15 protein-coding genes and 5 pseudogenes are annotated in these 25,216 nt (G+C 58.2%); 10 read left to right on the forward strand and 10 right to left on the reverse strand.

Features of this window, described 5'->3' with window-relative positions; all coding sequences use genetic code 11:
- Window positions 1-426: 426 nt before the first annotated feature.
- Window positions 427-873, forward strand: a complete 447-nt coding sequence (locus XCC_RS10900; protein ID WP_011269748.1) for an avidin/streptavidin family protein — start codon at window positions 427-429, stop codon at window positions 871-873.
- A gap of 79 nt (window positions 874-952) precedes the next feature.
- On the opposite strand, the gene XCC_RS22800 is transcribed toward XCC_RS10900, so the two are convergent.
- A complete protein-coding gene (locus XCC_RS22800; RefSeq protein ID WP_407365350.1) occupies window positions 953-1,159 on the reverse strand; it encodes a hypothetical protein in 207 nt (68 codons plus the stop codon).
- Between XCC_RS22800 and XCC_RS10905 the strand changes: the two genes are divergently transcribed.
- A complete protein-coding gene (locus XCC_RS10905; RefSeq protein WP_407365341.1) occupies window positions 1,107-2,726 on the forward strand; it encodes a tannase/feruloyl esterase family alpha/beta hydrolase in 1,620 nt (539 codons plus the stop codon). The two genes, XCC_RS22800 and XCC_RS10905, sit on opposite strands and share 53 nt — an antisense overlap.
- A 96-nt stretch (window positions 2,727-2,822) precedes the next feature.
- Here the strand turns inward: XCC_RS10905 and XCC_RS22665 are convergent, their stop codons facing one another.
- A complete protein-coding gene (locus XCC_RS22665; RefSeq protein ID WP_019237642.1) occupies window positions 2,823-2,951 on the reverse strand; it encodes a helix-turn-helix domain-containing protein in 129 nt (42 codons plus the stop codon).
- Between the two features lie 215 nt (window positions 2,952-3,166).
- Between XCC_RS22665 and XCC_RS10915 the strand changes: the two genes are divergently transcribed.
- Together XCC_RS10915 and XCC_RS10920 are read left to right on the forward strand one after the other, a co-directional pair.
- The gene (locus XCC_RS10915; RefSeq protein WP_019237643.1) at window positions 3,167-9,805 is read left to right on the forward strand and encodes a DUF3320 domain-containing protein; all 6,639 of its coding nucleotides are present in this window, start codon (window positions 3,167-3,169) and stop codon (window positions 9,803-9,805) included.
- A gap of 35 nt (window positions 9,806-9,840) precedes the next feature.
- The gene (locus XCC_RS10920) at window positions 9,841-11,508 is read left to right on the forward strand and encodes a DUF6119 family protein (protein ID WP_164517437.1); all 1,668 of its coding nucleotides are present in this window, start codon (window positions 9,841-9,843) and stop codon (window positions 11,506-11,508) included.
- Window positions 11,509-11,683: 175 nt separating this feature from the next.
- On the opposite strand, the pseudogene XCC_RS10925 reads toward XCC_RS10920, so the two are convergent.
- Window positions 11,684-12,032: pseudogene (locus tag XCC_RS10925) on the reverse strand (integrase core domain-containing protein); the annotation flags it as partial.
- On the opposite strand from XCC_RS10925, the pseudogene XCC_RS10930 reads away from it, so the two are divergent.
- The 4 genes and pseudogenes from XCC_RS10930 to avrBs1 form a co-directional block, all read left to right on the forward strand.
- Window positions 12,031-12,876: pseudogene (locus tag XCC_RS10930) on the forward strand (transposase); the annotation flags it as partial. The pseudogenes XCC_RS10925 and XCC_RS10930 sit on opposite strands and share 2 nt — an antisense overlap.
- Before the next feature lie 97 nt (window positions 12,877-12,973).
- Window positions 12,974-13,060 (forward strand): annotated as a pseudogene (locus XCC_RS22670) (resolvase); the annotation flags it as partial.
- A 326-nt stretch (window positions 13,061-13,386) separates the two neighbouring features.
- Window positions 13,387-14,406, forward strand: coding sequence for a type III secretion system effector XopH (xopH, locus tag XCC_RS22225; protein ID WP_313905541.1), 1,020 nt, complete (start codon window positions 13,387-13,389; stop codon window positions 14,404-14,406).
- A gap of 99 nt (window positions 14,407-14,505) precedes the next feature.
- Window positions 14,506-15,834 (forward strand): AvrBs1/Avra family type III secretion system effector, encoded by a 1,329-nt coding sequence (gene avrBs1 / locus XCC_RS10940; RefSeq protein ID WP_225307021.1) that lies wholly within the window; start codon window positions 14,506-14,508, stop codon window positions 15,832-15,834.
- A 238-nt stretch (window positions 15,835-16,072) separates the two neighbouring features.
- Here the strand turns inward: avrBs1 and XCC_RS10945 are convergent, their stop codons facing one another.
- The 7 genes and pseudogenes from XCC_RS10945 to XCC_RS10975 all read right to left on the reverse strand — a co-directional run.
- Entirely contained in the window at window positions 16,073-16,996 is a 924-nt protein-coding gene (locus XCC_RS10945; RefSeq protein WP_029216867.1) for a hypothetical protein, read from the reverse strand.
- A 128-nt stretch (window positions 16,997-17,124) separates the two neighbouring features.
- Entirely contained in the window at window positions 17,125-18,306 is a 1,182-nt protein-coding gene (locus XCC_RS10950) for a GIY-YIG nuclease family protein (RefSeq protein ID WP_011037257.1), read from the reverse strand.
- Window positions 18,299-20,404, reverse strand: a complete 2,106-nt coding sequence (locus tag XCC_RS10955; RefSeq protein ID WP_016944204.1) for a pseudomurein-binding repeat-containing protein — start codon at window positions 20,402-20,404, stop codon at window positions 18,299-18,301. The genes XCC_RS10950 and XCC_RS10955 overlap by 8 nt, the downstream gene beginning before the upstream one ends.
- Complete coding sequence (locus tag XCC_RS10960) at window positions 20,401-21,234, reverse strand: type IIL restriction-modification enzyme MmeI (protein WP_011037259.1); 834 nt, start codon at window positions 21,232-21,234, stop codon at window positions 20,401-20,403. The genes XCC_RS10955 and XCC_RS10960 overlap by 4 nt, the downstream gene beginning before the upstream one ends.
- Window positions 21,235-21,356: 122 nt before the next feature.
- Window positions 21,357-22,724: an IS5-like element IS1478 family transposase gene (locus XCC_RS10965; protein ID WP_011035783.1), complete on the reverse strand. Its 1,368-nt coding sequence runs from the start codon at window positions 22,722-22,724 to the stop codon at window positions 21,357-21,359.
- A 119-nt stretch (window positions 22,725-22,843) separates the two neighbouring features.
- Window positions 22,844-22,975, reverse strand: a pseudogene (locus tag XCC_RS10970) (transposase); the annotation flags it as partial.
- Window positions 22,976-23,060: 85 nt separating this feature from the next.
- Window positions 23,061-23,240 (reverse strand): annotated as a pseudogene (locus XCC_RS10975) (helix-turn-helix domain-containing protein); the annotation flags it as partial.
- 91 nt (window positions 23,241-23,331) lie between these two features.
- Here XCC_RS10975 and XCC_RS10980 point away from each other — a divergent pair.
- Complete coding sequence (locus tag XCC_RS10980) at window positions 23,332-24,294, forward strand: IS1595-like element ISXca4 family transposase (RefSeq protein WP_011037261.1); 963 nt, start codon at window positions 23,332-23,334, stop codon at window positions 24,292-24,294.
- A gap of 242 nt (window positions 24,295-24,536) precedes the next feature.
- Entirely contained in the window at window positions 24,537-25,184 is a 648-nt protein-coding gene (locus XCC_RS10990; protein WP_011037262.1) for a LysR substrate-binding domain-containing protein, read from the forward strand.
- The last annotated feature ends 32 nt before the right edge of the window (window positions 25,185-25,216 follow it).

Consider the following 25,216-nt stretch of genomic DNA (forward strand, 5'->3'; position numbering starts at 1 on the left):
GCAAGGGCATCAGAACTCGTACTTCATCTTTGCGCTTAATGAAGGCGTCGCGCCCTCCTTCCAGAATGCTGGCCACCTGATCCCGCTTCCGGCCTCAGCTCGACGAGCTGGGCCGCCTGCATCGGCAATGGCTGTCCGACCTGGACGCCTTCAAAGACTCGCTGCGCACGCAGGGCGCAGAACCCAAGGTGCTGGAATACGTGAACGAGGCTTTCGGCAATCTGGCCGAGCGCATCAAGCAGCTTGCCAGTTAATCGTCAGGTCGGTCAACGGAGTGACACGACTGTTGGGTCTACCCCGTGTAACACCCTGACCTTCGTCAAGGATGAGGGATGGAGACACCCATCCCAGCAACGCGGACCCGGTCGGTGCTATTTAGTCGCTGGCTTGAACCGGCCACTTTTCGCTTGATTACGAGGAGAACTGATGATGTGCATGTCCATGCGTCAATATGCTGCCTGCGTTGCGCTGCTCGGAAGTTGCGTCTCGCTCGCCCAGGCCGCGCCAACCTGCAACAACCCGGTAGGCGAGTGGAAAAACCAGCTGGGTTCCACACTCACGATCACCGCTGTCCATACCTCCGGACAGCTCTTGGGCACGTACATCTCGCCTTCCGGCACCACTGGTGGGGTGTATCCGCTAGTCGGCTGGTTTGCCAACCCGGTTGCCGGGTCGACGGCATTGAGCAAACTGCCCGCCATCACTTTTTCGGTGCAGTGGGGTAATTACGGCAGCATGACTGCCTGGACCGGCACCTGTGATGCGTCTGGCGGCGTACCGGCCATCACCACAGTCTGGCACTTGGTGCGGACCGGTTCCCAGTATTCGTGGGACCACATGCTCACCAACAGCGATGTTTTCGTCCCCAAATGACAGAGAGCTGTCGCCAACAAAACGCCCAGCGCAGAGGCTGGGCGGTTGGTGACAGCTCGCAGTATTCGTGAGACCAAGGTCATAGCCGGTGCCCCCTGCTCTTCAACCAAAGGAAATGCTCAATGTTGCGATTGAACGGATTACGCGTGTTGTTACGGACGCTGGCGGCAATCGGCGCTTTGCTGACAACGGCATCGGCGTCGGCCGCCTGCGCCGACCTGCTCGCGCTGTCGCTGCCGTCCACCACAATCAGCAGCGCTACCGACGTGCCCGCCGGTGCCTTCACCGCGCCGGACGGTACCGTGCTCGACGCACTGCCGGCGTTCTGTCGCGTCGTCGGTGTGTCGCGGCCGGCCAGCGATTCGGAAATCGGGTTCGAGGTGTGGATCCCGTCCGCAGGCTGGAACCAGAACTACCTGCAGGTCGGTACGGTCGTCTTCGCCGGCAACATTCAATACAGGTCGCTTGGTTTCGCCTTGCGCCGCGGCTATGCGACCGCAACCACCGATGGCGGCCACCGGGCGTCGATCGGCGATGCGAGCTTTGCGCGCGGCCACCCGCAGAAGATCCTCGACTGGGGCTATCAGGCGCTGGCCACGACGATCTCCAACGGCAAGGCGCTGGTCTCCGCCTACACGCACCGCGCGCCGCACTATTCCTACTTTTTCGGCGCCTCCAATGGTGGCCGCGATGCGCTGATCGCAGCGCAGCGCTTTCCGGGCGCCTTCGACGGCATCATCGCCGATGCGCCTTCCAGCGCCTGGGTCCACAACGCGTTTTCCTGGCTGTGGTCGCAGGACGCCCAGTTCGGCAGTCCGGCGGCGACTATCTCGGCGGCCAAGCTGCCGGCCATCCAGGCCGCCGCGCTCGCCCAATGCGATGCAAAGGACCACACGGCCGACGGCGTGGTCAACGACCCGCGCCGGTGCCGTTTCGATCCCCGCGTGCTGTTGTGCAGCGGTGCCGAGAGCGACGCGTGTCTCACTGCGCCGCAACTGCAAACGCTCGCCGCCATCCTTGCCGGCCCGGTCAACCCGCGCACCGGCGAGCGCATCTACTACGGTTTCGAGCCGTTCGCAGTCGCCACGCCGGGGACATGGAACCAGTGGATCACCGGCAACGCCGCCGTTCCCGGCGGGGGCCATGCGGTGCTCGCCAACCAGTTCTTCGCCAACATGGTGTTCGATACCGGCAGCGCCGGGTTCGACCATACGCAAGTGAACTTCGATACCGATGTCGCCCGCGCCGAACGCAAGCCGGTCGCCGGCCAGCCGCTGGCCAGCGTCATCGACGCCACCTCCGCAGATCTGAGCGGATTTCGCGCGCGCAACGGCAAGATGATCCTGTATATCGGCTGGGAAGATCCGGTGGTTCCGCCGCGAGGCGCGATCACCTATTACGAATCGGTCGTGGCCAGGCAATGGCTGGACAACCCGCAGATCAGCAGGGCCGAGGATGCGCTTGCGCAGACCCAGCAGTTCTTCCGCCTGTTCATGGTGCCCGGCATGGGCCACTTCACCGGCGGACCCGGCACGTCGGCCTTCGGCGCGCTGTATGGGCCGCCCGCATTGGCCATCGATCGCCAGCACGACGTGTTGGCGGCGATGGAGGCGTGGGTCGAGCAAGGCATCGCCCCGGAACGCATCGTCGCGGCAAAATACGCCAATGACGACCCGGCCAAGGGGGTGGTCCGCACCCGGCCGCTCTGCCACTATCCGCAATCGGCGGTGTGGATCGGCCAGGGCAGCGCCGAAGATGCGCAGAACTTTATCTGTGTGGACAGTCCGCGCGGTGCCTACCTCGACGCGGCACCTGCGCGCGCGCCGCTGCCAAGCTCGGCGCAAAGCCGATAAGTCGGGCGTTCTTGCGCCGCGCCTGGGTATCCAGCTTAGGGCTGTCCAGGCCCAGGACCGCCATGACCTGCCCCGCCCGGTTGACGCCCAGATCGCTCAAGGTGCCTTCTCCAGGCCGACCAACGTCTTACGAGACAGGCAGCTCAGGTGCGCCAACTGCGCTTGGGACAGGCCCAGCTCAGCGCGCCGGGTCCGCACGGCATGGCCGATATCGATGAGATTCATGGCAGATGGCAAGCAAATAAAATGTCTGATATTTTGTAAATACCACCCCTGCGTGCCCTAACCTACAAGAAGCGGATCCGTCGGCCCCGATCTACCCCCCCCCCACGCTGCCATAACTCTCATCTGCCGAAATGTCAGGCAATTAGCGCTAATATCGTGGCAGAGCGTAACGGGGCGTAATGCATGTTACGGGGGGGGGCACCACAGGGGATTCCATGGACGAGACACAACCGCAAGCTTCGGCCGTCGCTGCCGAACTGAAGATCGACGTAACCCTGATCGCCAAATTGAACTTGGCGGACTTTCAGAATGCAGTTCCACTGGTCCGGGACCTCTGGCTGATCAACGAAACCGATCAGGTACATGAGCAGGTCGAGTTAGTCCTGACGTCCGACCCGCCTTTTCTTAAGCCGCGCCGTTGGCGGATTGATGCGCTGGCAGCAGGCTCCCGCTATCCGATCCGCGATCTGGATGTGAACCTGGATGGTGGACTGCTGGCTCGGCTGACCGAAGCCGAGACGGCCACGGTTTCTCTGGCATTGCGTTCCGTGGCCGCGGATGCCTCCAACACAGCTCTCGCCCAGCGCGATACCCATCTTGAGCTGCTGCCACGCAATCAATGGGGCGGCATCTCGCATCTGCCCGACCTGGTCGCCGCGTTCGTTCAGCCCAACGATCCGGCCGTGGATCGGCTACTCAAGCGCACCGCCGAGGTACTGCGTCAGAACAATCGCAACCCCGCACTGGATGGCTACACCGGCGGCGCCAAGCGCGCCTGGGAACTTGCCTCGGCCCTCTGGGGGGCCACGGCTGGCATGCAACTGGACTATGCCCTGCCCCCCGCCAGCTTCGAGCAATCGGGCCAGAAGGTGCGCAGCCCCAGCCAGATCGAAAGCTCGGGCCTGGGAACGTGTTTCGACCTCACGTTGCTGTTCTGCGCCGCACTCGAGCAGGCAGGCTTGAACCCCCTGCTGGTCTTCACCGAGGGCCATGCCTTTGCAGGCGTCTGGCTGCAATCGGAGGAGTTTTCAAATACGGTCGTCGACGACGTGACCGCATTGCGCAAGCGCCTCAGGCTCAAGGAACTGGTGCTGTTCGAGACCACTCTGATCACCCAGCGCCCCACCGTTCCCTTCAGCTATGCCACCGACCGCGGTGCCCAGCAGGTTGACGAATCTCAGGATGCGGGATTCCGCCTGGCCGTGGACATCCGCCGGGCGCGGCTGCAGCGCATCAAGCCATTGGCCAGTGCAGAAGCGGCAGTTGCTGCGGTGTCAGACAGTGAAGCGACGCTGTCTTCACCCGCCGTATCAGTGATCGAAGACGCGCCTGACCTTCCCGATAGCCCGCCATTCAAAACAGAAGACGCCAGCCAACTTGATCCCAAGGACCGGTTGCTTCGCTGGCAACGCAAGCTGCTGGATCTGTCGCTTCGCAACAACTTGCTCAACTTCAAGGCCGGCAAGAAGGCACTCAAACTGGAAGCACCGGACCCCAGCACGCTGGAAGACCTGCTGGCCAGCGGCCAGTCCCTGAAGCTGCGCCCGCGCCCGGACCTGATGGACGGCGCTGATCCACGCGATCAGGCCATCTACGAAGCCCGTGAACGTGAGAACGTGCGCCGCGCGCACGCGCTGGAAGCCCTGCAGAAACGCGAGGTTTTCGTTGGCGTTCCCGAAACCGAGCTCGACTCACGTCTGGTCGATTTGTTTCGCAGCGCTCGCACGACCTTGCAGGAAGGCGGCGCCAACACGCTTTATCTCGCGCTGGGCTTCCTGTCCTGGACCCGTGAAGACCGTGACGGTCAGCGCTACCGCGCCCCCTTGGTCCTGGTGCCGGTCAGCCTGCAGCGCAAGAGTGCTCGCTCGGGCTTCACGCTCAGCCTGCATGACGATGAGCCTCGCTTCAATCCGACCTTGATCGAGATGTTGCGTCAGGACTTCGAACTGAACCTGGGCGCGGTCGAAGGCGAACTGCCGCGAGACGATGCCGGCTTGGACGTCACTGCGGTCTGGAAGGCTGTCGGCCACGCGATCAAGGACATCAAGGGCTGGGAAGTGACCGAGGACGTGGTGTTGTCCATGTTCTCGTTCGCCAAGTACCTGATGTGGAAAGATCTGGCCGAGCACAGCGAGCAGTTGCGCGAGAACCCGGTCGTGCGCCACCTGCTGGACACCCCGCGCGATGCCTATCCTCCGGGTGCTCCGTTCCCGCAAGTGCGCGAACTGGACCAGCACTTCGACCCCAAGCAGGTGTTCTGCCCCTTGCCGGCGGATTCCTCGCAGTTGTCGGCCGTGCTGGCCGCCTCGCAGGGCAAGGACTTCGTGCTGATCGGTCCCCCTGGGACCGGCAAGAGCCAGACCATCGCCAACCTGATCGCCCAATCCCTGGCACAGGGCCGGCGCGTGCTCTTCGTGTCCGAGAAGATTGCGGCGCTGGACGTCGTCTACCGGCGCCTGCGCGAAATTGGCCTGGGCGAGTTCTGCCTGGAACTGCACTCGAGCAAGGCCCGCAAGCTCGACGTGCTGGCGCAGTTGCAGTCGGCTTGGTCCAGCAGCGGCCAGACCGATGCCGAGCAATGGCGGGCCGAAGCCGAGAAGCTTAAACGTCTGCGCGATGCGCTGAACATCTATGTGGAACGCCTTCACCAGCGTCGCCGCAACGGCCTGAGCCTGTTTGATGCTATCGGCACCGTCAGCGCGGGACACGACATCCCGACACTCCCCTTGGCCTGGCTCTCGGCCGATCAGCACGATCATGCCGGCATCGACCAGTTGCGCAGTGCCGTGGACCGCTTGGAAGTCAATGCACAAGCCATTGGCCATGCCGCGCTGGCGCAGCACCCCTTGGCGCTGGTCGGCCATAGAGACTGGTCGCCCACCTGGCAACAGCAACTGATCGCCGCTGCGCGTGACGTGCTTCCCGCCGCCCAGGCGACAATCGAGTCAGCCCACGCGTTTGTCCAGGCCATTGGCCTGCCCTCGCCCTTGTTGACGCCCGAAACCTGCGAAGCGCTACTGCTCCTCGCCCAACGTCTCACTTTGGCAGCGGGACACGATTGGCGCTTTGTCCTGCGGCCCGACGCACGCAGCCTGAGCCAACGCCTGCAGGAAGGTGCGGCACGGGTGCGCCGCCATGCGGAACTGAACACGCTGCTGTCCACGCCGTGGCCCGCTTCCGTCATAACCGCCTGCGCCGACGGGCTGGCCCTGCTCACCGAGCACCGGCAGACTCACGCAGAACTCGGCGAGCCCTGGCCGGTACGCATCACCGTGCAGCTCAACCAGGCGCTAGGCCTGCTGGCCCAGCTCAGCGAGCATCATGCGGCCCTGTCGGTTCCCTACGGCAAGACGATCGAACAGCTCGACGTCGCCCAGTTGCAGCAAATGTGGGAACAGGCCGAGCAGACGTTCTGGCCCAAGTCGTGGCTGGGCAAACGCAAGGTCACAACTCAACTGTCCAGCGCCACCACAGGCGGCTCGCAGCCTGACGTCGCCAACGATCTGCAGCATTGGAATGCCATCCGCGCCTTGCGCCAACGGATCCAGGCAATCGATCCAGGCCAGCAGTGTGCGGACGTCTGGGCAGGACTTGACACACAACAGGACAAGGTGAGCACGGCCCTGCGCTGGCAAATCGCCCTGGCTGCCGTACTCGAAGGCCAGGCCTGGGAAGACGACGGCTTCGACGCCATCGCCGGTGGCCAATGCGGAGCCACCCTGCAGGCCGATCTGCAACGGGCACGACGACTGCGCCAGCTCGACCAGGACATTGCTGCACATGCATCGCTGGAAACGGCGACCGACGGCCTATGGGCAGGCCATGCGACGCAATTCAACTGCCTGCGTGCCGCACTCGACTTCCTTAGCGACTGGCGCAGCCATGCCCAGCAAGGTGCATTGGATGCCCACACCTTGGTTGAGGAAGGCGCTTGCGGCCCCACGCTGGCACGCGACCACCAGACGCTTCGCCAGCGGGCCGATATGGAACAGGCGCTGGCTGCCCTGGACGACTTGCGCGAGTCCACCGCAGGCTTGTGGAAAGGTCTCGCGACCAACCTGGATGACCTCGAACAGGCCTGCCAGCTCCGAGAGGATCTGGCAGCCGTGCTGGCCCGCCTGGCCACTACGCCCGAACATATCTCTGCCTGCAAGGCACCGCTGCATACGTTATTGGGCGATGCCAATGCACTGCTGGAGCCAGGTGGTCGAATCGCGCTGGCCGGCGCCCGATACGTGGAAAAATGGGAACAGCTGCTACCCCGGCGCGAGGCACTCGCGACCACCGGACATTTTGCCGAGGCCGCCCAGACGCAGTGGCAGTCCATGTCACTCGACGGGCTGATCGAGCAAAGCCAGTCCATCGTGCGCGCCGAACACGGACTGCGCAGCTGGTGCGCATGGCGCCAGGCGCGCGACGAGGCGCTGGCACTGGGGCTGGCCACGCTGGTCCAGGGCATCAAGCAAGGCCAGGTCGGCCCGGACCAGGCACGCCGAACTTTCGAGGCCAACTACGCGCGCTGGTGGCTCAACGCCGTGGTCGATCACGAGCCGGTCATCCGCGGCTTCGTCAGCGCCGAGCACGAACAGCGCATCCGCGATTTCCGCGAGCTCGACGAGCGCTTCACCGCCCTGACCCGGGACTGGCTGCGCGCCCGCCTGTGCGCCGACCTGCCCTCGCAGGACAACGTCAGCCGCAACTCCGAATGGGGGCTGCTACGGCACGAGATGGGCAAGAAGCGTGCGCACCTGCCCTTGCGCGAACTGATGGCCCAGATTCCCGAGGCGCTGACCAAGCTCACGCCCTGCCTGCTAATGAGTCCCCTGTCCATCGCACAGTACCTCCAGGCCGGGGCAAACGCCTTCGACCTGGTGATCTTCGACGAAGCCTCGCAGATCCCAGTCTGGGATGCGATCGGCGCCATCGCCCGCGGCCACCAGGTCGTCATGGTCGGCGATCCCAAGCAGTTGCCGCCGACTTCCTTCTTCGACCGCGCCGAATCCGGGCTGGACGACGAAGACGTCGAGGCCGACCTGGAGAGCATCCTCGACGAGTGCATCGGTGCTAACCTGCCGACACGGAATTTGAACTGGCACTACCGCTCCCGTCATGAAAGCCTGATCGCGTTCTCCAACCATGCCTACTACGACGGCGGACTGGTCACCTTTCCTTCCCCCGTCACCAACGATCGCGCGGTCAGCCTGCAGCCAGTCTCCGGCACTTACCAGAAAGGCGGTACACGGACCAACCCGGCCGAAGCGAAGGCGCTGGTGGCCGACGTGGTGGCGCGCCTGACGGCGCCTGGCTTCCGCGAAAGCGGGCTCACGATTGGGGTGGTCACCTTCAATGCCGAACAGCAGAAGCTGATCGAGGACCTGCTCGACGAGGCACGCCGCCAGGATCCAAGGCTGGAGCCCTATTTCGCCGAGAGCGAACTGGAACCGCTGTTCGTCAAGAACCTGGAAAGCGTACAGGGCGACGAACGCGATCTCATCTATTTCTCCATCACTTACGGTCCGGATCCCGCAGGCCAACTGGCCATGAACTTCGGTCCGCTCAACCGTCAAGGTGGCGAGCGCCGGCTCAACGTGGCCATTACACGCGCACGTCACGAACTGCGTGTATTCGCCAGCTTCCACGCGGAGCAGATGGATTTGGCGCGAACGCAAGCAATCGGCGTGCGCGACCTCAAGCACTTCCTGGAATTCGCCGAACGCGGTGCCCGTGCGCTGGCAGAAGCCAACTGCGGCAGCCTGGGTGGCTTCGACAGTCCCTTTGAACAGGCCGTGGCCGCAGCCCTGGCCCGGCGCGGCTGGCACGTCCAGCCGCAGATCGGCGCCTCCTCCTTCCGCATCGACCTCGGCATCGTCGATCCCGACGCGCCTGGACGCTACCTGGCAGGTGTGGAATGCGATGGCGCCACCTACCATCGCAGCGCCACCGCACGCGACCGCGACAAACTGCGCGAGCAAGTCCTGCGCGGCCTGGGATGGGACATTGTTCGCGTCTGGTCCACCGACTGGTGGATCGATCCGGCCGGCACGCTCGACAGACTGGATGCCCGCTTGCAAGCCGTACTCATAGCCCAGCGCGAGCAGCGCGCCGAACAGGCCGAGCGCGATGCCGAGGCCGAGAGCCTGGCGCAAGCGGCCATCGCGCAGGCCATAGCATCGGTGACGAAGCCAGACGGGGAAATGGCGCCCCCAGCTCAGGACGCGGACCCGATCGCACCGGAAGTCTCGGCGACAGCTCCATCACAGCAAGTCGAGGAAGTCTTTGCTCGCCAGGTCTCCGCAGAAGCAGCCCATGCCAATGCCGAAGAAACAACGCCACCGGAAGCCTCGCTCTATCGGATCACCGATCCCGCCGAAGCTGTGACCGGCGCCAATCCCGATCGCTTTTTCGACGGTGAGTACAACGACATCCTGTTGACCATGATCGCCCACGTCGTCGATCACGAAGGGCCCGTGCTCGACGCCCTGCTGGCCCGCCGCATCGCCCGTGCCCACGGCTGGCTGCGTACAGGCGGACGCATCCGAGAGCGCGTTTTCCAAATCGCGCGTCCCCGCTATCGGACGACCGATGAAGAAGTCGGCACGTTCTACTGGCCCGAGCATCTGGATCCTGCGACAGAGCCTCCCTTTCGCGAGCCCGCCGACGAGGACAGCGTGCGGGCCGCTGATGAGATCAGTATCGCGGAATTGGCCTCCCTGGCTCGCGCCGTCATCGCACAGGGCACCCAAGGCGAAGGGATCTATCAAGCAATGGCGCGCAGGCTCAGGCTCCAACAGCTACGAGCAGCCAGCCGGGCACGTCTTGAAAATGTTGTGCGCTCTCTGCGTGCAGAGCCATGACCTGAAGAGTTCGCCGACAGAACATGGAGGGAGCTATGCCAAAAACCAGGCAACTCGGACAAAAAAATGCGGCTATCACAACGACGCTTTCACTACGCCTGCTGCGTCCCGATAGGACAGTCGAGCAAGCGATCAGAGATACGAGCGCTGTGGCAGAGGTTGAGTGTGATTCTGGTCGCTTGTTTATAGCACAAGCTCCTGGAACTCCCCCCACTTGGCTCAGGGTCGTGAACCAGTTCACCAAACAGGGAGACCTGAAACTCGAGAACAAGAGCTGTGCAGCAGTCCTATTTCTCGATATTCAGCCAGATGACAAGAGATTGCGAACTCGCACCTTTGCGCTTACGTTCGGCAGCGGTCACCATGCCCTCGATACCGATGCATTTGTCCGAAACTTCGGCCTGAAGGTCACGCTCAACTCTGTTGCGCGGGGCGCACTAAAGAATCTTGATATCGCCACGCTCGACAGTACGACCATTCAGAAACGCATTCAAGCAAGTAGAAAAGCCGATCTACAGGGTTTTGGAATTGATCTCCAGAACGATCTGTTGCGTCTCGCCGGTGGAGTTCCCACCGACACGTCATTTGCAAATGCGCTTGCAGGAAGAGACGCACTCACCCTAACCAGCAAGCTCTCAGCAACTGAAATTCCTGAAAAATGCAAAACGGCGCTTAGGCTATTTGACGCCAACGATTACAAGAAAGACTATTCCTTTATTGATCAGATAATTCCCGTCCTGGACAAGAAAACACTTGCAGATCTCGATGATATTGTCTTTAAAGAAATAAAAACCTTACTTGATGGAAAACCGTCAGACTTACACATAACTCTGCCGGAGATCATTGATCCGGAAGAGTCGAGTGACTTCGGATATTTCGGCATAGGCTTCAACTCTGGATCGAAGAAATCTTACGGCGAGCTTGCCATCGAGGACTATATTCTCGAATTACAGGCTGGACGGCCACAAGAAATTTCTGACATAACAGAATTAAAGGCTAGCCATGAGATCCGAGTTGTAATTGACGGTCACGGAGATCGCCAGAGGCGGCGACGAGTCTATGATTGTTTTGTGTACGAAGTGATCTACAAGAAGAAAACCTACGTGCTTTTCTCTGGAGAGTGGTATTGCATCGAAAGCAAGTTTTTCGACGCAGTGGAAAAAGACTATCAGGCGCTACTGGGGGTTTCATTCCACTTAAAAACGAAAGCCAAAAATGAGCAAGAGCTAATCTCAGAGCTCGACAAGAATAGCAACCTGCTAAATCTAGATAAAGTGAAAGCCTCGCCGTCAGGGGCAAAGGGCGCCAATCTTGAGCCTTGTGATTTCTTATCTCGCCGAAAGGAGTTTATTCACCTAAAAGACGGCCACGGCTCCGCCCCAATTAGCCATCTATGGAATCAAGGGCTCGTCTCGGCAGAAAGCTTTATTCGTGATGACGTTTTTCGAAAATCCATGCGAGACTCGGCAATCAAGCGACAAAAGGCTGCAAAAAAGTCAAAATTTGAGCTATTGCTACCCGATGGCCGTTCAAAAGTAACTTCCACGGACTACAAGGTGGTTTTTGGCATAATGCGACATCCGTACCAGCGGAGCAAACGACTCGGCCTTCCGTTTTTTAGCAAAGTGAGTCTTCGTGCCGTCGCAAGCCGGATCCAACTAATGGGCTATGCCGTGGAAGTACACCTTATTGAAAAGACATAATAGGCATGTAAGAAACCATGGAGGTTACGCTGGAACCTACTGGAGATGGCTCCAGCACGATCGACCCACTCGATCATCAACAGATCGCGTAAGTCCGCGTAAGTAAAGGGATTATCTGCGAGGGAATTAGCTCAATTGGTAATCCCCCCGCTTTTAGCGGACTCCAGAAGTGGAGTTATGCAGCCATTGCCAGTTTCATCGCTGGCGTGATGCCGCCTAGCGCCATGTTCGGGCTCATGGTTGTAAGTCCATAGCCAGCGCGTGGCTTTGTCCTGCACCTGCTCGATGGTGTCGAACAGGGTGCGGGCCAGCCAGGCGTAGCGGACCGTGCGGTTGTAACGTTCAACGTAGGCGTTCTGTTGTGGCTTGCCCGGCTGGATGTGCTCGATGCGGATGCCGTTGCGTTCCGCCCACGCCAGCAGTGCTGCGCTGATGTATTCGGGCCCGTTATCGCAGCGAATGACGCGCGGCTTGCCGCGCCACTCGATGACCTGCTCCAACGATCGGATCACCCGGGCAGATGGCTACTACCACGTGTCTGACAAATACGTGGCGCTGTTCAGCCACTTCATTCCCTGTGGCGTGCACGAGGGCATCTACATCCTCGACGGCCTGTTGGCCAACACTTCCGACATCCAGCCTGAGATCGTCCATGGGGACACGCAGGCCCAAAGCTATCCGGTCTTCGGCTTGGCCCACATGCTGGGTATCCAGCTGATGCCCAGGATCCGAAACATCAAGGATCTGACGTTCTTCCGACCCGAACCGGGCAGGGCCTATAAGAACATCCAGGCGCTATTCGGGGACAACATCGACTGGCAGCTGATCGCCACCCATCTTCACGACATGCTGCGTGTGGTGATCTCCATCCGACTGGGCAAGATCACCGCGTCCTCGATCCTGCGCCGGCTTGGCACCTACAGCCGGAAGAACAAGCTGTACTTTGCTTTTCGGGAGCTGGGCAAGGCTGTTAGAACACTGTTCTTGCTGCGCTACATTGATGACAACAAGATTCGCAAAACGATTCATGCCGCGACCAACAAGAGCGAGGAGTATAACGGCTTCGTGAAATGGGTCTTCTTTGGCAGCCAAGGGATCATTGCTGAGAACGTCCAACACGAGCAGCGCAAGATCATCAAGTACAGCCAGCTGGTGGCCAACATGATCATCCTCCACAACGTGGAGGGTATGAGCCGGACGTTGGCTGAGATGCGGAAGGAGGGGGTCGAACTGACGCCCGAGATCCTGGCCGGTCTGTCGCCTTATCGGACCAGTCACATCAATCGCTTTGGCGATTACCACCTAGATCTTGAAAGGGAAGTGGCGCCCTTGAGCTACACGGCCAAGGTCCTCGAACAGGCCCCATAGATGGGGAGATTACCCACGCGATGAGAAAATAGCCTTATACGTCAGCCGCTTAGGCTAGTTCTGGCCCTGTACGTAATGATTCCCTGCCGACCCTCATCTACGCAATTGCGTGGTCGACGACATCAGCGTCAAGAACGAGGCCAACGGTTTGTACTGGGACGAATGCGATGGCGGGTGGAAATGATGGACGGAATTTTCTGGGGTTCCGGCTTACACCCCCGTTCTCGGCAGCCGTGAACACGCCAATCCACTCGGCATCGCCGAACACCGGGATGTTCGCGTTGTGTGTGGCGAAACCAAGATCAGACTACCGATCTGCTGCACGGCAGGCATTTCACAGATCCGGCGCCAGGCAGGCTTCGATATCGCGATTGACGACATAACTTCCGATCACGATATAAAACTAGTTAGCGCGACAATTAAAATTAGGAGTTCTAATCCATATATAGGCGCCTGAAAATGCCGAACAAAATCTCCGGCTCAATTGCACCATCGGCCAGCAGCGACGCGATGAAGAGTGCCGACTGCGCTGAGAATATTAAAGAGGAAGTTGTATCAAAACACGTTCATCAAGCGGTTCCCGCAGAACTCGCCGATCTACCAAGCCGGCAACCACCTCGGTCAAAAACAGCACTTTATCAGGTAATCCAGAAATTCAGAGACCCTTTGCCTCTCCCGCCACCACCCACGTCACATCCTGTTCTAGCTTACGACAGGGATCTAGGATCATCCGATAATTTTCGCTCTTCGGATGAATTTGACCTCCCCGAAAGTCTCAATCCGACTGGTTGGAAAAACCTGCACGTTTCAGGTAGCGGCAGTATAGCGTCCATTGGACAGATTACTAGGTTGAGGCCGTCCAAGGAGCGCCCAGTGGTCGTTCTGGATGCTCGCGAAGAGTCGCATGCCATTGTCGGCGGTTATCCGGGTACTTGGCGTACACCAAACAACTGGGGCAATGCTGGCAAATCACGTGACGAAGCCTTGGCAGACGAGCAACAGAGGATTCAAGCGCTTAAATCGCAAGAGACGGTACATATCTTCCATCGCAAAGATGTCAAGAGCGAAGCCCGCAACCCACGCGGAGCGACGTTAAGTAAGCCACTGATTTTTAGCGAAGAAGAGCTTGTGAGAGCTGCGGGCGCCAAATATGTACGTTTAACAGTGACAGATCATCTTTCACCACGGGCGGACGATATTGATGCGTTTATTGCAATGGAGCGGGAGATGGCCCATGATGAGAGACTGCATGTACATTGTGGTATGGGCCTAGGCCGTACGACAATATTTATTGTCATGCATGACATACTAAGAAATGCTGCAATGTTATCGTTTGATGATATCATCGAACGGCAACGTAAATTTAATCCAGGGCGAAGCTTGGATAATAATAAAGACGTTTCTGACAAGGGGCGCTCAGAATTTCGTAATGAACGGTCAGAGTTCCTTCCTCTATTCTACGAGTACGCCAAGCAAAATCCAAAGGGCCAGCCATTGTTATGGTCCGAATGGCTCGACCACAATGCATAAATCGCAAGTACATTTTCGGCTATGACGGACTTGTGCTCGATGCGCTGGCGGCTTTCTCGATAAATATCAATTAATATAAATATCGAACTAATGTCCGACATGAAAGTTAATTTCTCTTCAAAAATAATAGATTCAACACCCAGTGAAGAGGAGGTCGCCACTCAGCAAGATAGTTATACGAAATCTGGACTGGTGGCGCCATCGCTCGATTCACAAGCCTTGAAAAAAGCACCTAGAAAAAGAGTAATAAAAGAAAATATAGCTGCTTTGCACACCTCATCGTTAGAGCGAGTTCATCAAAAGAAGGTATTAGTTCAGAATTTAGCGCAGTTGCAGAGAGGGTTGGCTAAGATAAATGGTAGAGTCGAACTCGAAGAGCTAATTGATGGATTTTCAGTCAAGGAATTGCTAATAAAAAGAAATCCAAAGATTGCTGAAGAGTATGGAGAAGGAAATCCTTTAATGATTCGATCTCTAAGATTTTCAAACCCCCAAGAGGTGACTAGTAAGCTTGGGGCGGAAGGAAAAACGCCAGCCAAAAGAGAGGTTGATACGATTTGCAATAAATCCACGCTGCATGACATTGTCATGACGCCCGCCTCCCTTGTAAAAAAGGAAGTGCGGATGAACCTGATATCTGAAGTCCCAAGGGCGAAGGATAAACAAAAATACAGAGGTCTTCCTTCAGTCGTATATGGCCAAAGCAGCCGCCGTAGTGAATCAGACTATCTAACGTCTCGAAATGGTTTCGGCGACGTGCACTCTTTCAAATCCAATAACGCATTTAATTCCGACTACGAAAAAATATGTGGGTCGCTTAGCCATGCCGAAAAGTTGGGGTTAATTGAAAGGAATCTTACTCCCTTTATAAGGCATGATCCAGATAGAATCTCCACCGACTTTGTTCACTCTATTGAAGAATTGGCTGAACACCAGATGCTATTGCAATCAAGAAAACCTGCCAGTGCTTTGCGGCATAATGAATATTGCACCAAGCTTGAACTGTGGGATGCTAAAGCTATAGCAGTTGGTGAATCTCGTGCCTTGGCGGTCGCTACCCTGATTGAATTTAATTTGGAGATGTTGTCGATAGCACAAGAGATAGATGATGATGGGCACAAGAGTAAAATGGTCGCCGATTTTATCGAGCGCCAACTATCATGGCTTGGCCCACAAACCGCACTTGACAGCAAGTCAACGCTTGAAAGGGTTTCAGCGGTGACCATACAAGAAAGGGAATTTATTGCTAATGAGATTAGCCGATCGTTGCGTCAAGGTGTTTCACTTTGCACTTACGATAAAGATGAAGCAGGAAGTCATATCCGTGAAATGAGTTTGTTGGATTTTAGGGTTGAAGAAATCATAGAGGGGATAAGTATTTTTATTTCCTCCAAGCTTTTACATGTTACAAATGCAGGAGAAGCGTAAGAGAAGAAGTATCCGCCACAATCGAAGCGGCGGACCGACGTCCTTACGCCCTTCTGGAGGGTCGGCAGGGATTCGTGTAAAAGACCTTTGCTGAGAGCCAGTTAGCTCACTTTTGGCTGTTTTTTAAACGAATCCCTTCCGACCCTCAACATGGCGCCAGTTTCGCACCAGCCCACTCCGGCGGCCATGGGAAATCGGTACTGGCCCATCGCCCCCCGTTGTGTCTGAGGTATTCGCCTCAACGGAAATACGGATAGTCCCTGCGCACCCGCTCCTCCACCGTCACGGCGAGCGGATGCGACGCACACTCGGTCAGGTTGCGCAGGATAGCCCAGGGCGTGTCAATCAGCAGATGGTCGGTGTCGAAATGCGGCAGGCCGTCGCGCTGGCGCAGTGCCTGCACGGCGAGCAGTTCGGCTGGGTAGACGCGATCGATGTCCTTCTCAAACTCGTAGGTGTTGCGCTCGGTGCCATCCTTGCTGCGGGCGATGTGCCAGTCGGCCGCGACCTGCATGGCCGCCTGGAAAGCCGCTGCGTCGGTGCTGCGCCAGTGTTCGAGCACGGCCTGGTATTCGGGGATCAGCGGGTGCACAGGCTGGTAATGGGTCGAAATGCCGAAAGCCTGTGCGAACAGGAAAATCAGGAAGGCGTCGTTAGTGCCTTTACCCCACCCCTCGCGACGCCACTCATCGGGCTTCAGGGCCTGGTCCTTTTGCGCGACCTGGACCAGGAAGCGGGCACCAGCCTCGGTGGCCTCCCACTGCGAGAGCATTGCGGTGGCAGCCACCTTCATGCTGGTCCAGAACGGTAGCAGCGGCTGCCTCTCAGTGGTCCAGGCCAGGGTCACGGCGGCCTCGAAACGAAATGCGATTGAGCGCATCGCCACCGCCCAGCACAGCGGCTGGGCGAGTTCGTCCAAGCGGCCCTGGCCGCTGAGGGCGCAGGCTTGGACCGCATACACATGGCCAGCCCAAGTTAGTTCCATCCAAAGTTTGCCCGACACGGGGCCGGATGCCGCAAGATAGTTCTCTATGTTGTCGAAATATCGCTGTGGTTCATTGTCCCGGCTGGCGTGCTCGATCCAGCGATCACACCGCTTGAAGGTCTTCTTCAACGAAGGATGCCACGTGGGCAGGTGTTGGTCGCTCTTGTCTTTTGCCATCAACTCATCCTCGGGCCGCGCTGAGCTAGCGTGCCGGATCATCTCCGCGATGGAGTCTTTACTGCTGATTGATCTACTTTGAGGCCCAACGAAGCATCAGGTTGCGTACGCGCCCTGTGGAAATACCTTTACTGTTTGACCAGCGCAGCCCGGGCCGGATCATAGATGTAGTCGGTGATGGATCCATCCTGGATGCGCTTTACAGCCTCATCAATGACAGGCAAAGGCACGAGAAACCACTCACGTGGGCGGACATTATCGCCAAAGCGATCTTGGAGTTTCAGATCCAAGCGCGCCGATTGGAAAATGCGGTGAAAGAGATTTTCCAAACGGACGTGATTGAGATTGGAAAGCTTATAGGTAGCCACCACTTCTACCTTGGCTAGCATATAAGTCGGATCCTTTTGAGCATTGGCGATGCGCGCTTCGACGCTCCCGCCTGTGATGCCGATTTTATGGATCAACTCACGATGTGCGACCACGAATGGATTGTTAGACAGGCTACGCACCACATAGATGGTGCCGTTAACGATATCTTTCAGCTCCAACGTATCGCCAAAGAGAGGACCAGCGTCGTCATCTGTGATGCGTCGACCCGTGTCGTCCTTGTAGAGGGCTCGTTGCAATGAGCGTTGCAGCAGATTGCTCTCAGTGCCGTTTGAGTAGATGACGCGCAGCCTAGCATCGGCTTCGCCATTGGGGGCGCGGATAGTTTCCCCTACTTCGACGACATAGGCCATCTGGCCGCCCAGGATGAAGAAGTTTCCTTCGGCCACGCTCGCATCCCGGCCAAACCGCAGCGTCTTGCGAAGGCCTGTCTTAATATCCCTTTCCACTCGCTCAAATAGAGGCTGGAACCGATCGAAATCGACACATGCGGTCCGGTTTGCCACATCCTCAGCAGCTTTACGCTCTTCGAAAGATCGGACATGACGCAGATTGGTGATGTCGTCCTCACCGGATCCAAGGCCAAGTTCAGCCAGCAGCGCCGCATCATCTAAGTCATCGGCAGCATCAGGCGCGGCGCGGCTGGGTGGCGCCGATAGCAGGCCTTGGGAATCTAGTGGCATAAGCAACGCGTGGGCGCTGGTCAGAGCCCTCAATCGATCCAGCCGAACGGCGTAAAGGCGCTCGAAAATGTCGCGGTCTTCGCCGTGTTGGGGAGCTCGCCCATGCTCTTGGACGAACCGGAGAATGTCTTCAAACCCTGCCAGGAGGCGTTCCTCCTGTGGGGTGTGGCTACTGGCCTTGATCGGTGTCGCTTCAAGGCCCAGTTCTTCCAGCAGGTCCTCGCCTTCCCGATCAGCCATTGCCGCCTCCCTGGGCTGCTGCTGCCTTTTGCTGAGCGATGTGGCGTTGCAACGAGGCCACGCCTTCGGCCATGCGACGCTCCCAAGGATCTGCCGAGCCGATTTCAGGCAAGCGCCCCCGCTCGTTCTTGAAGGCAACGGCGCGCTTGGCCAAGTCCTTAGCTTCCTCGTAGGAGATAGCCAGGCGCTTTGCTGCAATAGCGGATTGAACTTGACGAAGCACACGTTCGTCCATGGCCTTGGCCAGGACGGCGTAGGCGGCGTCGAACGGATTGATCCGATCAATCAGGTCGATATCAAGGTCTTTAACATTGACAAATTTCCGGACACCCTCGATCAAGGACATGTTTGGCGACTCTCCCTTCGCATCAACTTGGGCTATCACCTGCTTGGCTTGCTGGGTAATGTTCAGAACCGCAATAGCGTGCTGGCGCACAGCCTCGTGATCTTCCTCACTCAGGTCCGGGTAGCGATCTCGAACGATCTTCGCCATCTGGACTTGGGTGATTTCCTCAGGCAGCGTATTTTCCTTGTCGAACAACCCTCGTTCCAAGGTCGGCTTGTCCTGAATGAAACCAGTAATGACCTCATTGATATCCTCTTTGCAGATACGCGCTGCCTCAGGAGACTTGGGTTGCGCGAGGCCGTTGATTTCAACGTGGACTTCTCCGGTCGCGGCGTTTACGCCTACATTGGCGTTGCCTTCCTGGTAGCCCTCATCACCGTAGTCAAACCCCTCTTTCTCGCCTGCATTCTTGGGCGTGAACTCAAACCGCGGCGCCAGCACTTGCTCCATCAGCAGGCTTGCAGCGATGGCTTTAAGCGTGTCATTCACGGCATCGACCACTATCTCCGAGTCTGCGGCCGGCTCAGCAATGAGGTTAGTGAAGCGGGAGCGCCCCTTACCTGGTGCATCGCGAGTGGCTCGACCAATGATCTGGACGATCTCAGTCAGGCTACTGCGGTAGCCAATGGTCAGAGCGTGCTCACACCAAATCCAGTCGAACCCTTCCTTGGCCATCCCAAGGGCAATGATGATGTCGACGTTGTCGCGGTTGTCCTTCTGAGCCGGATCCTTCAAGGCCGTAAGGATCTTGGAGCGACGGGCCGCGTCGCTGTCGTCCACCAAGTCAGCCACCCTGATGATCCGCCCACCCTCGATTTCAATCAGGTGAAAGCCCGTTGCTTCATCGCGTCCCTTCCAATCGCCCAGCGAGGCGAGGATTTCGTCAACCTCTTTGTGCTTGTCCTTCAAAGATTCGCGGGCATTGACATTGGGGATATGGATGATCGTCTTCAAAGACGGATCCAGAACCTTCATGATCGCGTCTAGGTAGCGACCGGTATAGAAGAAATACCCGATGTCCAGGCTTTTGAGGTAGGTATAGCCGTTTAGCTGCTCGTAGTAGGTATAGGAGACCGACTCGAACTTGCCCTCATCTTCCGGCGAAAGAACCGCGACCGCATCCCCACGGAAATACGAACCCGTCATCGCAACCACATGGACCTGTCCACGGCCAATGAGTTGTCCGAGCTGCGTGCCTAGCTTGTTGTCCGGGTTGCTACTGACATGGTGGAATTCATCAATGGCGATAAGGCGTCCGTCAAAGGCTTCGATACCGAATTCATCCACGGCGAAACGAAAGGTGGCATGAGTGCACACCAGAACCGGATCTTCGCTGGCCAGGAAAGCACCTACTGCCTTCACTTTGGACGGGGCTACCTTTCCGTTGTCCTCACCTGGCGCATTGCAAAGGTTCCACTGAGGCCTAACCATCCAGTCCGCCCAAAAGCCCTGCTCAGACAATTTCTCGTCGGCAAAGCTGCCACCGATGGAACGTTCGGGCACTACGATGATGGCCTGCTTTAAGCCCTGGTTCTTGATCTTGTCCAAGGCAATGAACATTAAGGCTCGGGACTTACCGGAGGCCGGGGGCGACTTGATCAGCAGGTGTTGCTCGCCTCGCTTGGCATAGGCCTTCTCCTGCATCGGACGCATGCCCAGAGCATTGATCTTGCTGGAAGCACCCGTCTGTGCCGTCGCGATGGACACTGACGGGACGGTGTATTTGTTGGTCGGATTGCCTTCCATGCTCATTTCTTAGCCTTCTTCTTTGGCTTGCCTTGGCCCGCCGTCATCTTAGTGTAGAGGTCGAACAGCTTTTCCAAGCGTTCGGTGTCATTGCGGAAGCGCCGACCGATGTAGATCCGCTCCAGGACTTCGTCATTGCGCTCGTGGGCACGGAGAAGGTCATCCGGCATATTATCAGGGCCGTAAAGATCGGCAATTGTGGCCGGATAGTGCGACTCTCGTGCAAGCAGAATGTCTTCCGCGCATCGAGTTAGATCCGCTTTGTTTTGTTCAGTGAGAGTCGGCACCGGAAAGGTGTTCCAACCCAAAGTATTTGAGTAGGAATAACGCATCTCTAAGCGCACACAGACAGCCGCCACCCAGACAAGATGCATCTTTGACACAATCAGCGCAAAGTTCCAAAGAGGCGCGTCATACAGCGCAAACGCCTTGTTATGGACTATCGCCTCTTTCGACAGCAGAACAACTGGCAGATACGGCCTGTTCTCCGAGCTTACAATCGGAACGACCAGCAAACTGCTTTCCGCTTCATATTGATCTCGGAAGCGCCACGGCGTCTCAACTAGCTTTTTTGCCTGAACATCCTTTGTCTTAGTTTTACGATCCTTGCGGACTTTTTCAACACGAGCCCATACAGCAGGGATTTCTTGCGCTAGCGCAAGGTTTTCGTCTGTAATCCACAAACACGTGCGGGGCGTGCCACTGATGCTCTCACGTGAGCCATACAAGGGACGTATAAATTCAGCAACCCGCGCATCTTCTCCTACCATCCCGGACGCTTCATCCAGCGAAAGCATTAGCTCATTCGCGTAGTAAGGATGATTGCCAAATTGCATAGGTGCGCGCTCGTCTGGAACTTTGGATCGAGGTGAAACCAGAACATTGTCTCCTGGAACAAGATAAGGGCTTATATTAGAGACAGTGCGAACGGTAACTAGTCGCCCCTGAAAAACCCCCTTCAAGCACCAAGTGTCATCGGCGACAGCGGCACGGCGCTAAAGGATGGCCATCCCATCGCCCGCATCCAGGCACGCAAAAACGCGATCCAGCGCAGCAGCCAGCGCAGGTTGTAGCCGGCGGCGCAGCCGAGTACGTGCAGCGCATCGCCTTGTGCACCTTTCAGCCTGCAGCGACGCAACCTGCAGTCGTCTTTCAGATGTCCGATCACCGGTTCCACCGCCTGCCGTCGTTTGATCCAGCGCCATTGCCGTCGCGTCAGCGTCTTGGCCTTGCCACGATGGAGCACCTGCACGCCATCGACCTCGCGCCCGCGATAGCCCAGGTCCACGATCGCCACCGTCGGTTCTACGCTCAGATCCTGCAGCAACCCGCGTGTCTGCTCCAGCTGCTCGGCCAAGGTGTCGCCGTCGTACGGGTTGCCCGGGAAGCTACGCGCACCCACGACCAATCCCTTGCAGGCGGTGACCGCAATGCCGACCTTGACGCCGAATTCGTACGCTTGACGCGCCTTGCCCTTACCGATGCATTCCACTTCCGGGGCATGCAATGCGTACAGTTTTTGTTTGTCCTTCGGACGCTGCGTGTACAGCCGTTGCGCACGTTCCAGCCAGACCGCGATGCGCTCGCGCACGCCGGGTTCCACCTGGTCCAGCTTGCGCGCGATATCGCGCAACACCCGCCCCAAGACCGTGCGTTGACGTCGCAGCACGCGCTGCATGCGCTTGAACTGGCGTGCATGCGCATAGCGGCCCGCCTTGCGGCTCAGGGCCGGACCTTGCCGTGCGTAGCTCTGCCGCAACCCGATGCCGTAACGCTTGGCCAGCAGCACCAGTTTCTTGCGTGCCACCTCCAGCAACCGACTATCGGTCGGATAGGCAATCGCCTTTTCCTGCACCGTGGTGTCCACGATCACCCGCGACAACTCGCGTGCGTCCACCGCCTGCATGGCATGTGCAGCGTTGATGGTGTGTGCCAGCAACTCTTCCATCCCCGCTTCGTCAAGCCGCTGACGCCAGCGCGTCAGCGAGCTGGCATCGCACGGCAAGCGCGTCTGGAACACGACCTCGCCAGTGAAAAACTGCCAATACGGATTTTCCAGCCAACGCTCGCACACCGCCTCATCGGACAGGTCGTAGGCGTGTTTGAGGTAGAGCAAACCGGCGATCAGCCGCACCGGCAATGCCGGCCGACCGCCACCAGCCTGGGTGGCCGGCAAGCGCGATGAAAGTGCTTGCTCCAACGCCGTCCACGGCATCCGTTGGCTCAGCTGCGCCAGCGGATGCCGCAGATCGATCTGGTTCTCCAGGCGCGAACGAAACAACTCCTCGGCAGGCATGTGCTCGGCAGCAGGACGGCGTGTATGCATGAGTGGAAATTGCCAGAAACCAGCCTTCAGCGTAGCGAAAACTGGTAGTTCTGGCACGCCGCTGCAGACATCAAGGCCTTGCGGGCGTTGGGTGATTGGGGGTTTTTCAGGGGCGACTACTTGGCCCGCCACTGATAAAAGCTGGCCGGGCTGAAACCATGCCGACGGCACAACTCTGCCACGGCCATGCCCGCGTCGGCCTGTTTGATAAACCCGATGATCTGCTCGGTGCTGAATCTGCTCTTCTTCATGTCCGTCCTCTTGGGTTCACGGACTTTATAGCTTCAGCTGGTACGGCTCAGTGGGGGCAGGTCAGCTGCAATCAAATCGAACACTTCACCCTTCTGAGTCAGCGTACAGAATGCTTTCAGTAGCAGTCATCAGGTTGGCTGCACTGTCGTTCAATGCGATGGATACCCGCAAAATCAACGCCAATGTAGGCATGTGTTGCCCCCGCTCGATCTTTCCCATGTGAGAACGCTCAATGCCGGCGAGGGTTGCCAGCTCTTCTTGAGACCTGATTAGCCCTGACCTTCAGCCGCAAGTCGCAGGATCTGCGCCGCGCCTTGTGGATGCTGCTGTCACTCGAAGCCAATGAGGTGGCCTGATGAGCATCAATGCCGTGCAGTTCCAAGCGGGATTGTCGATGCCTGAGTTCTTCGCGTCCTACGGCACCGAGGCCAAGTGTTATCGCGCGCTCTACAAGTGGCGTTGGCCGCAGGGCTTTCGTTGCCCTGTTTGTGCCGGGCGCGTGCGCTCGCGTTTCAAGCGGGGTGCTGCGATCTACTACCAATGCAGCGCGTGCCGACATCAGACCAGTCTGATGGCAGGCACGATGTTCGAAGGCACCAAACTGCCGCTTCGCACCTGGATGCTGGCGTTGCACCTGCTGACCTCGACCAAAACCAACATGGCCGCGCTGGAGCTGATGCGCCATCTGGGGGTGAACTACAAGAGCGCCTGGCGGATGAAACACAAGATCATGCAGGTCATGGCCGAGCGCGAATCCACGCGGAAACTGGCGGGTTTCGTGCAGATCGACGATGCCTACCTGGGCGGTGAGCGCAACGGTGGCAAGGCTGGACGCGGATCGGAAAACAAACAATCGTTCCTGATCGCGGTGCAGACCGATGACACCTTCACCGCACCGCGCTTTGTGGTGATCGAGCCGGTGCGCAGCTTCGATAACCCCTCGCTGCAAGACTGGATTGCCCGTCGCCTGGCGCCCGGGTGCGAGGTCTACACCGATGGGTTGGCCTGCTTCCGTCGGCTGGAGGATGCCGGTCACGCGCACACCACACTCGATACCAGTGGCGGGCGTGCCGCGACCGAAGCAACCGGTGCGCGTTGGGTCAACGTGGTGCTTGGCAATCTCAAACGCGCCATCAGCGGCGTGTATCACGCCATCGCGCAAGGCAAATACGCAAAGCGTTACCTGGCCGAAGCCGCCTACCGTTTCAATCGTCGATTCCGCTTGCGCGAGATGCTGCCACGACTTGCCACGGCCATGATGCAATCCACACCATGTCCAGAACCGGTGTTGCGTGCAGCGAGCAATTTCCATGGCTGAGAGTCGGGGCTAATCAGGTCTTGAGATATGTCGCGCGCAATCCGTGCGGCACGTACAGCCTTCCCGAACGCAATCGCCGGCTCAGCTTCATAGGTGGTGGCGCCCGCTGGGCGTCCTGGTTTCATTGTGCGCTTCTGCATCGGCAAAAGCGTCACGCATTAAGCTTAACTAAACCACGTTAAACTTAACTCTATGCATGATGTTTGGTGACTTTTCCCTTACATAGTCCGGAGGGGCAGACCATGAACCAGAATTGTTGCTCGCGATTCATCAGAGTTGCCGCCGCTCCAGCAGTGCTGTCCCCAGAGTTGGCTGATCTCCTTGCGCTTCAGCGAACAGAAGAGCCTGAAACACCTGTGCTATTGCAAGAGGTTACCCAGGACGTGCTCACGACTAGCATCCTCGGAGGAACCTACGATCTAGGCATCGGTTGGCCGGTAGCCACCGATGCCCTAGCCGTCCTGCCACTGTGGCGCGACCGATTAGCCATCGCTTTGCCCGCTCGGTCCCCACTGCTGGCACAGCATGCTATTTCATTACAGGTATCACTCAGTTATCCCCTGATTTGTTGGCATCCGAATCCTTGTGTTGAAGGGCTTGATACGGAGGCAGAAACGGATGATGGAAGCGCTCATCTATGCCGCATTGCAGTCACATCCTTCGATCTTCTGACGGTACTCGTTGCGGCTGGCTATGGCATCGGTATTGCGCCGCAGAGCTACATAATCAGGGCCCGCAATCGAGGTATCGTCATGCGTCAGATCCTCGGCACTCCTCAATGGGTTTACACCTATCTTTTTCGATCGGCTAATGCTCTCTCACCTGCAGTTGAAAGGTTTGTCGAGCGAGCGTCACGGGTAGCGATGTCCAAGGAAAACAAGCGCTCTTGAGGGTCGGCAGGGATTCGTGTAAAAAACAGTAA

Origin of the sequence: Xanthomonas campestris pv. campestris str. ATCC 33913, from assembly GCF_000007145.1 — a bacterium.
GTDB lineage: Bacteria > Pseudomonadota > Gammaproteobacteria > Xanthomonadales > Xanthomonadaceae > Xanthomonas > Xanthomonas campestris.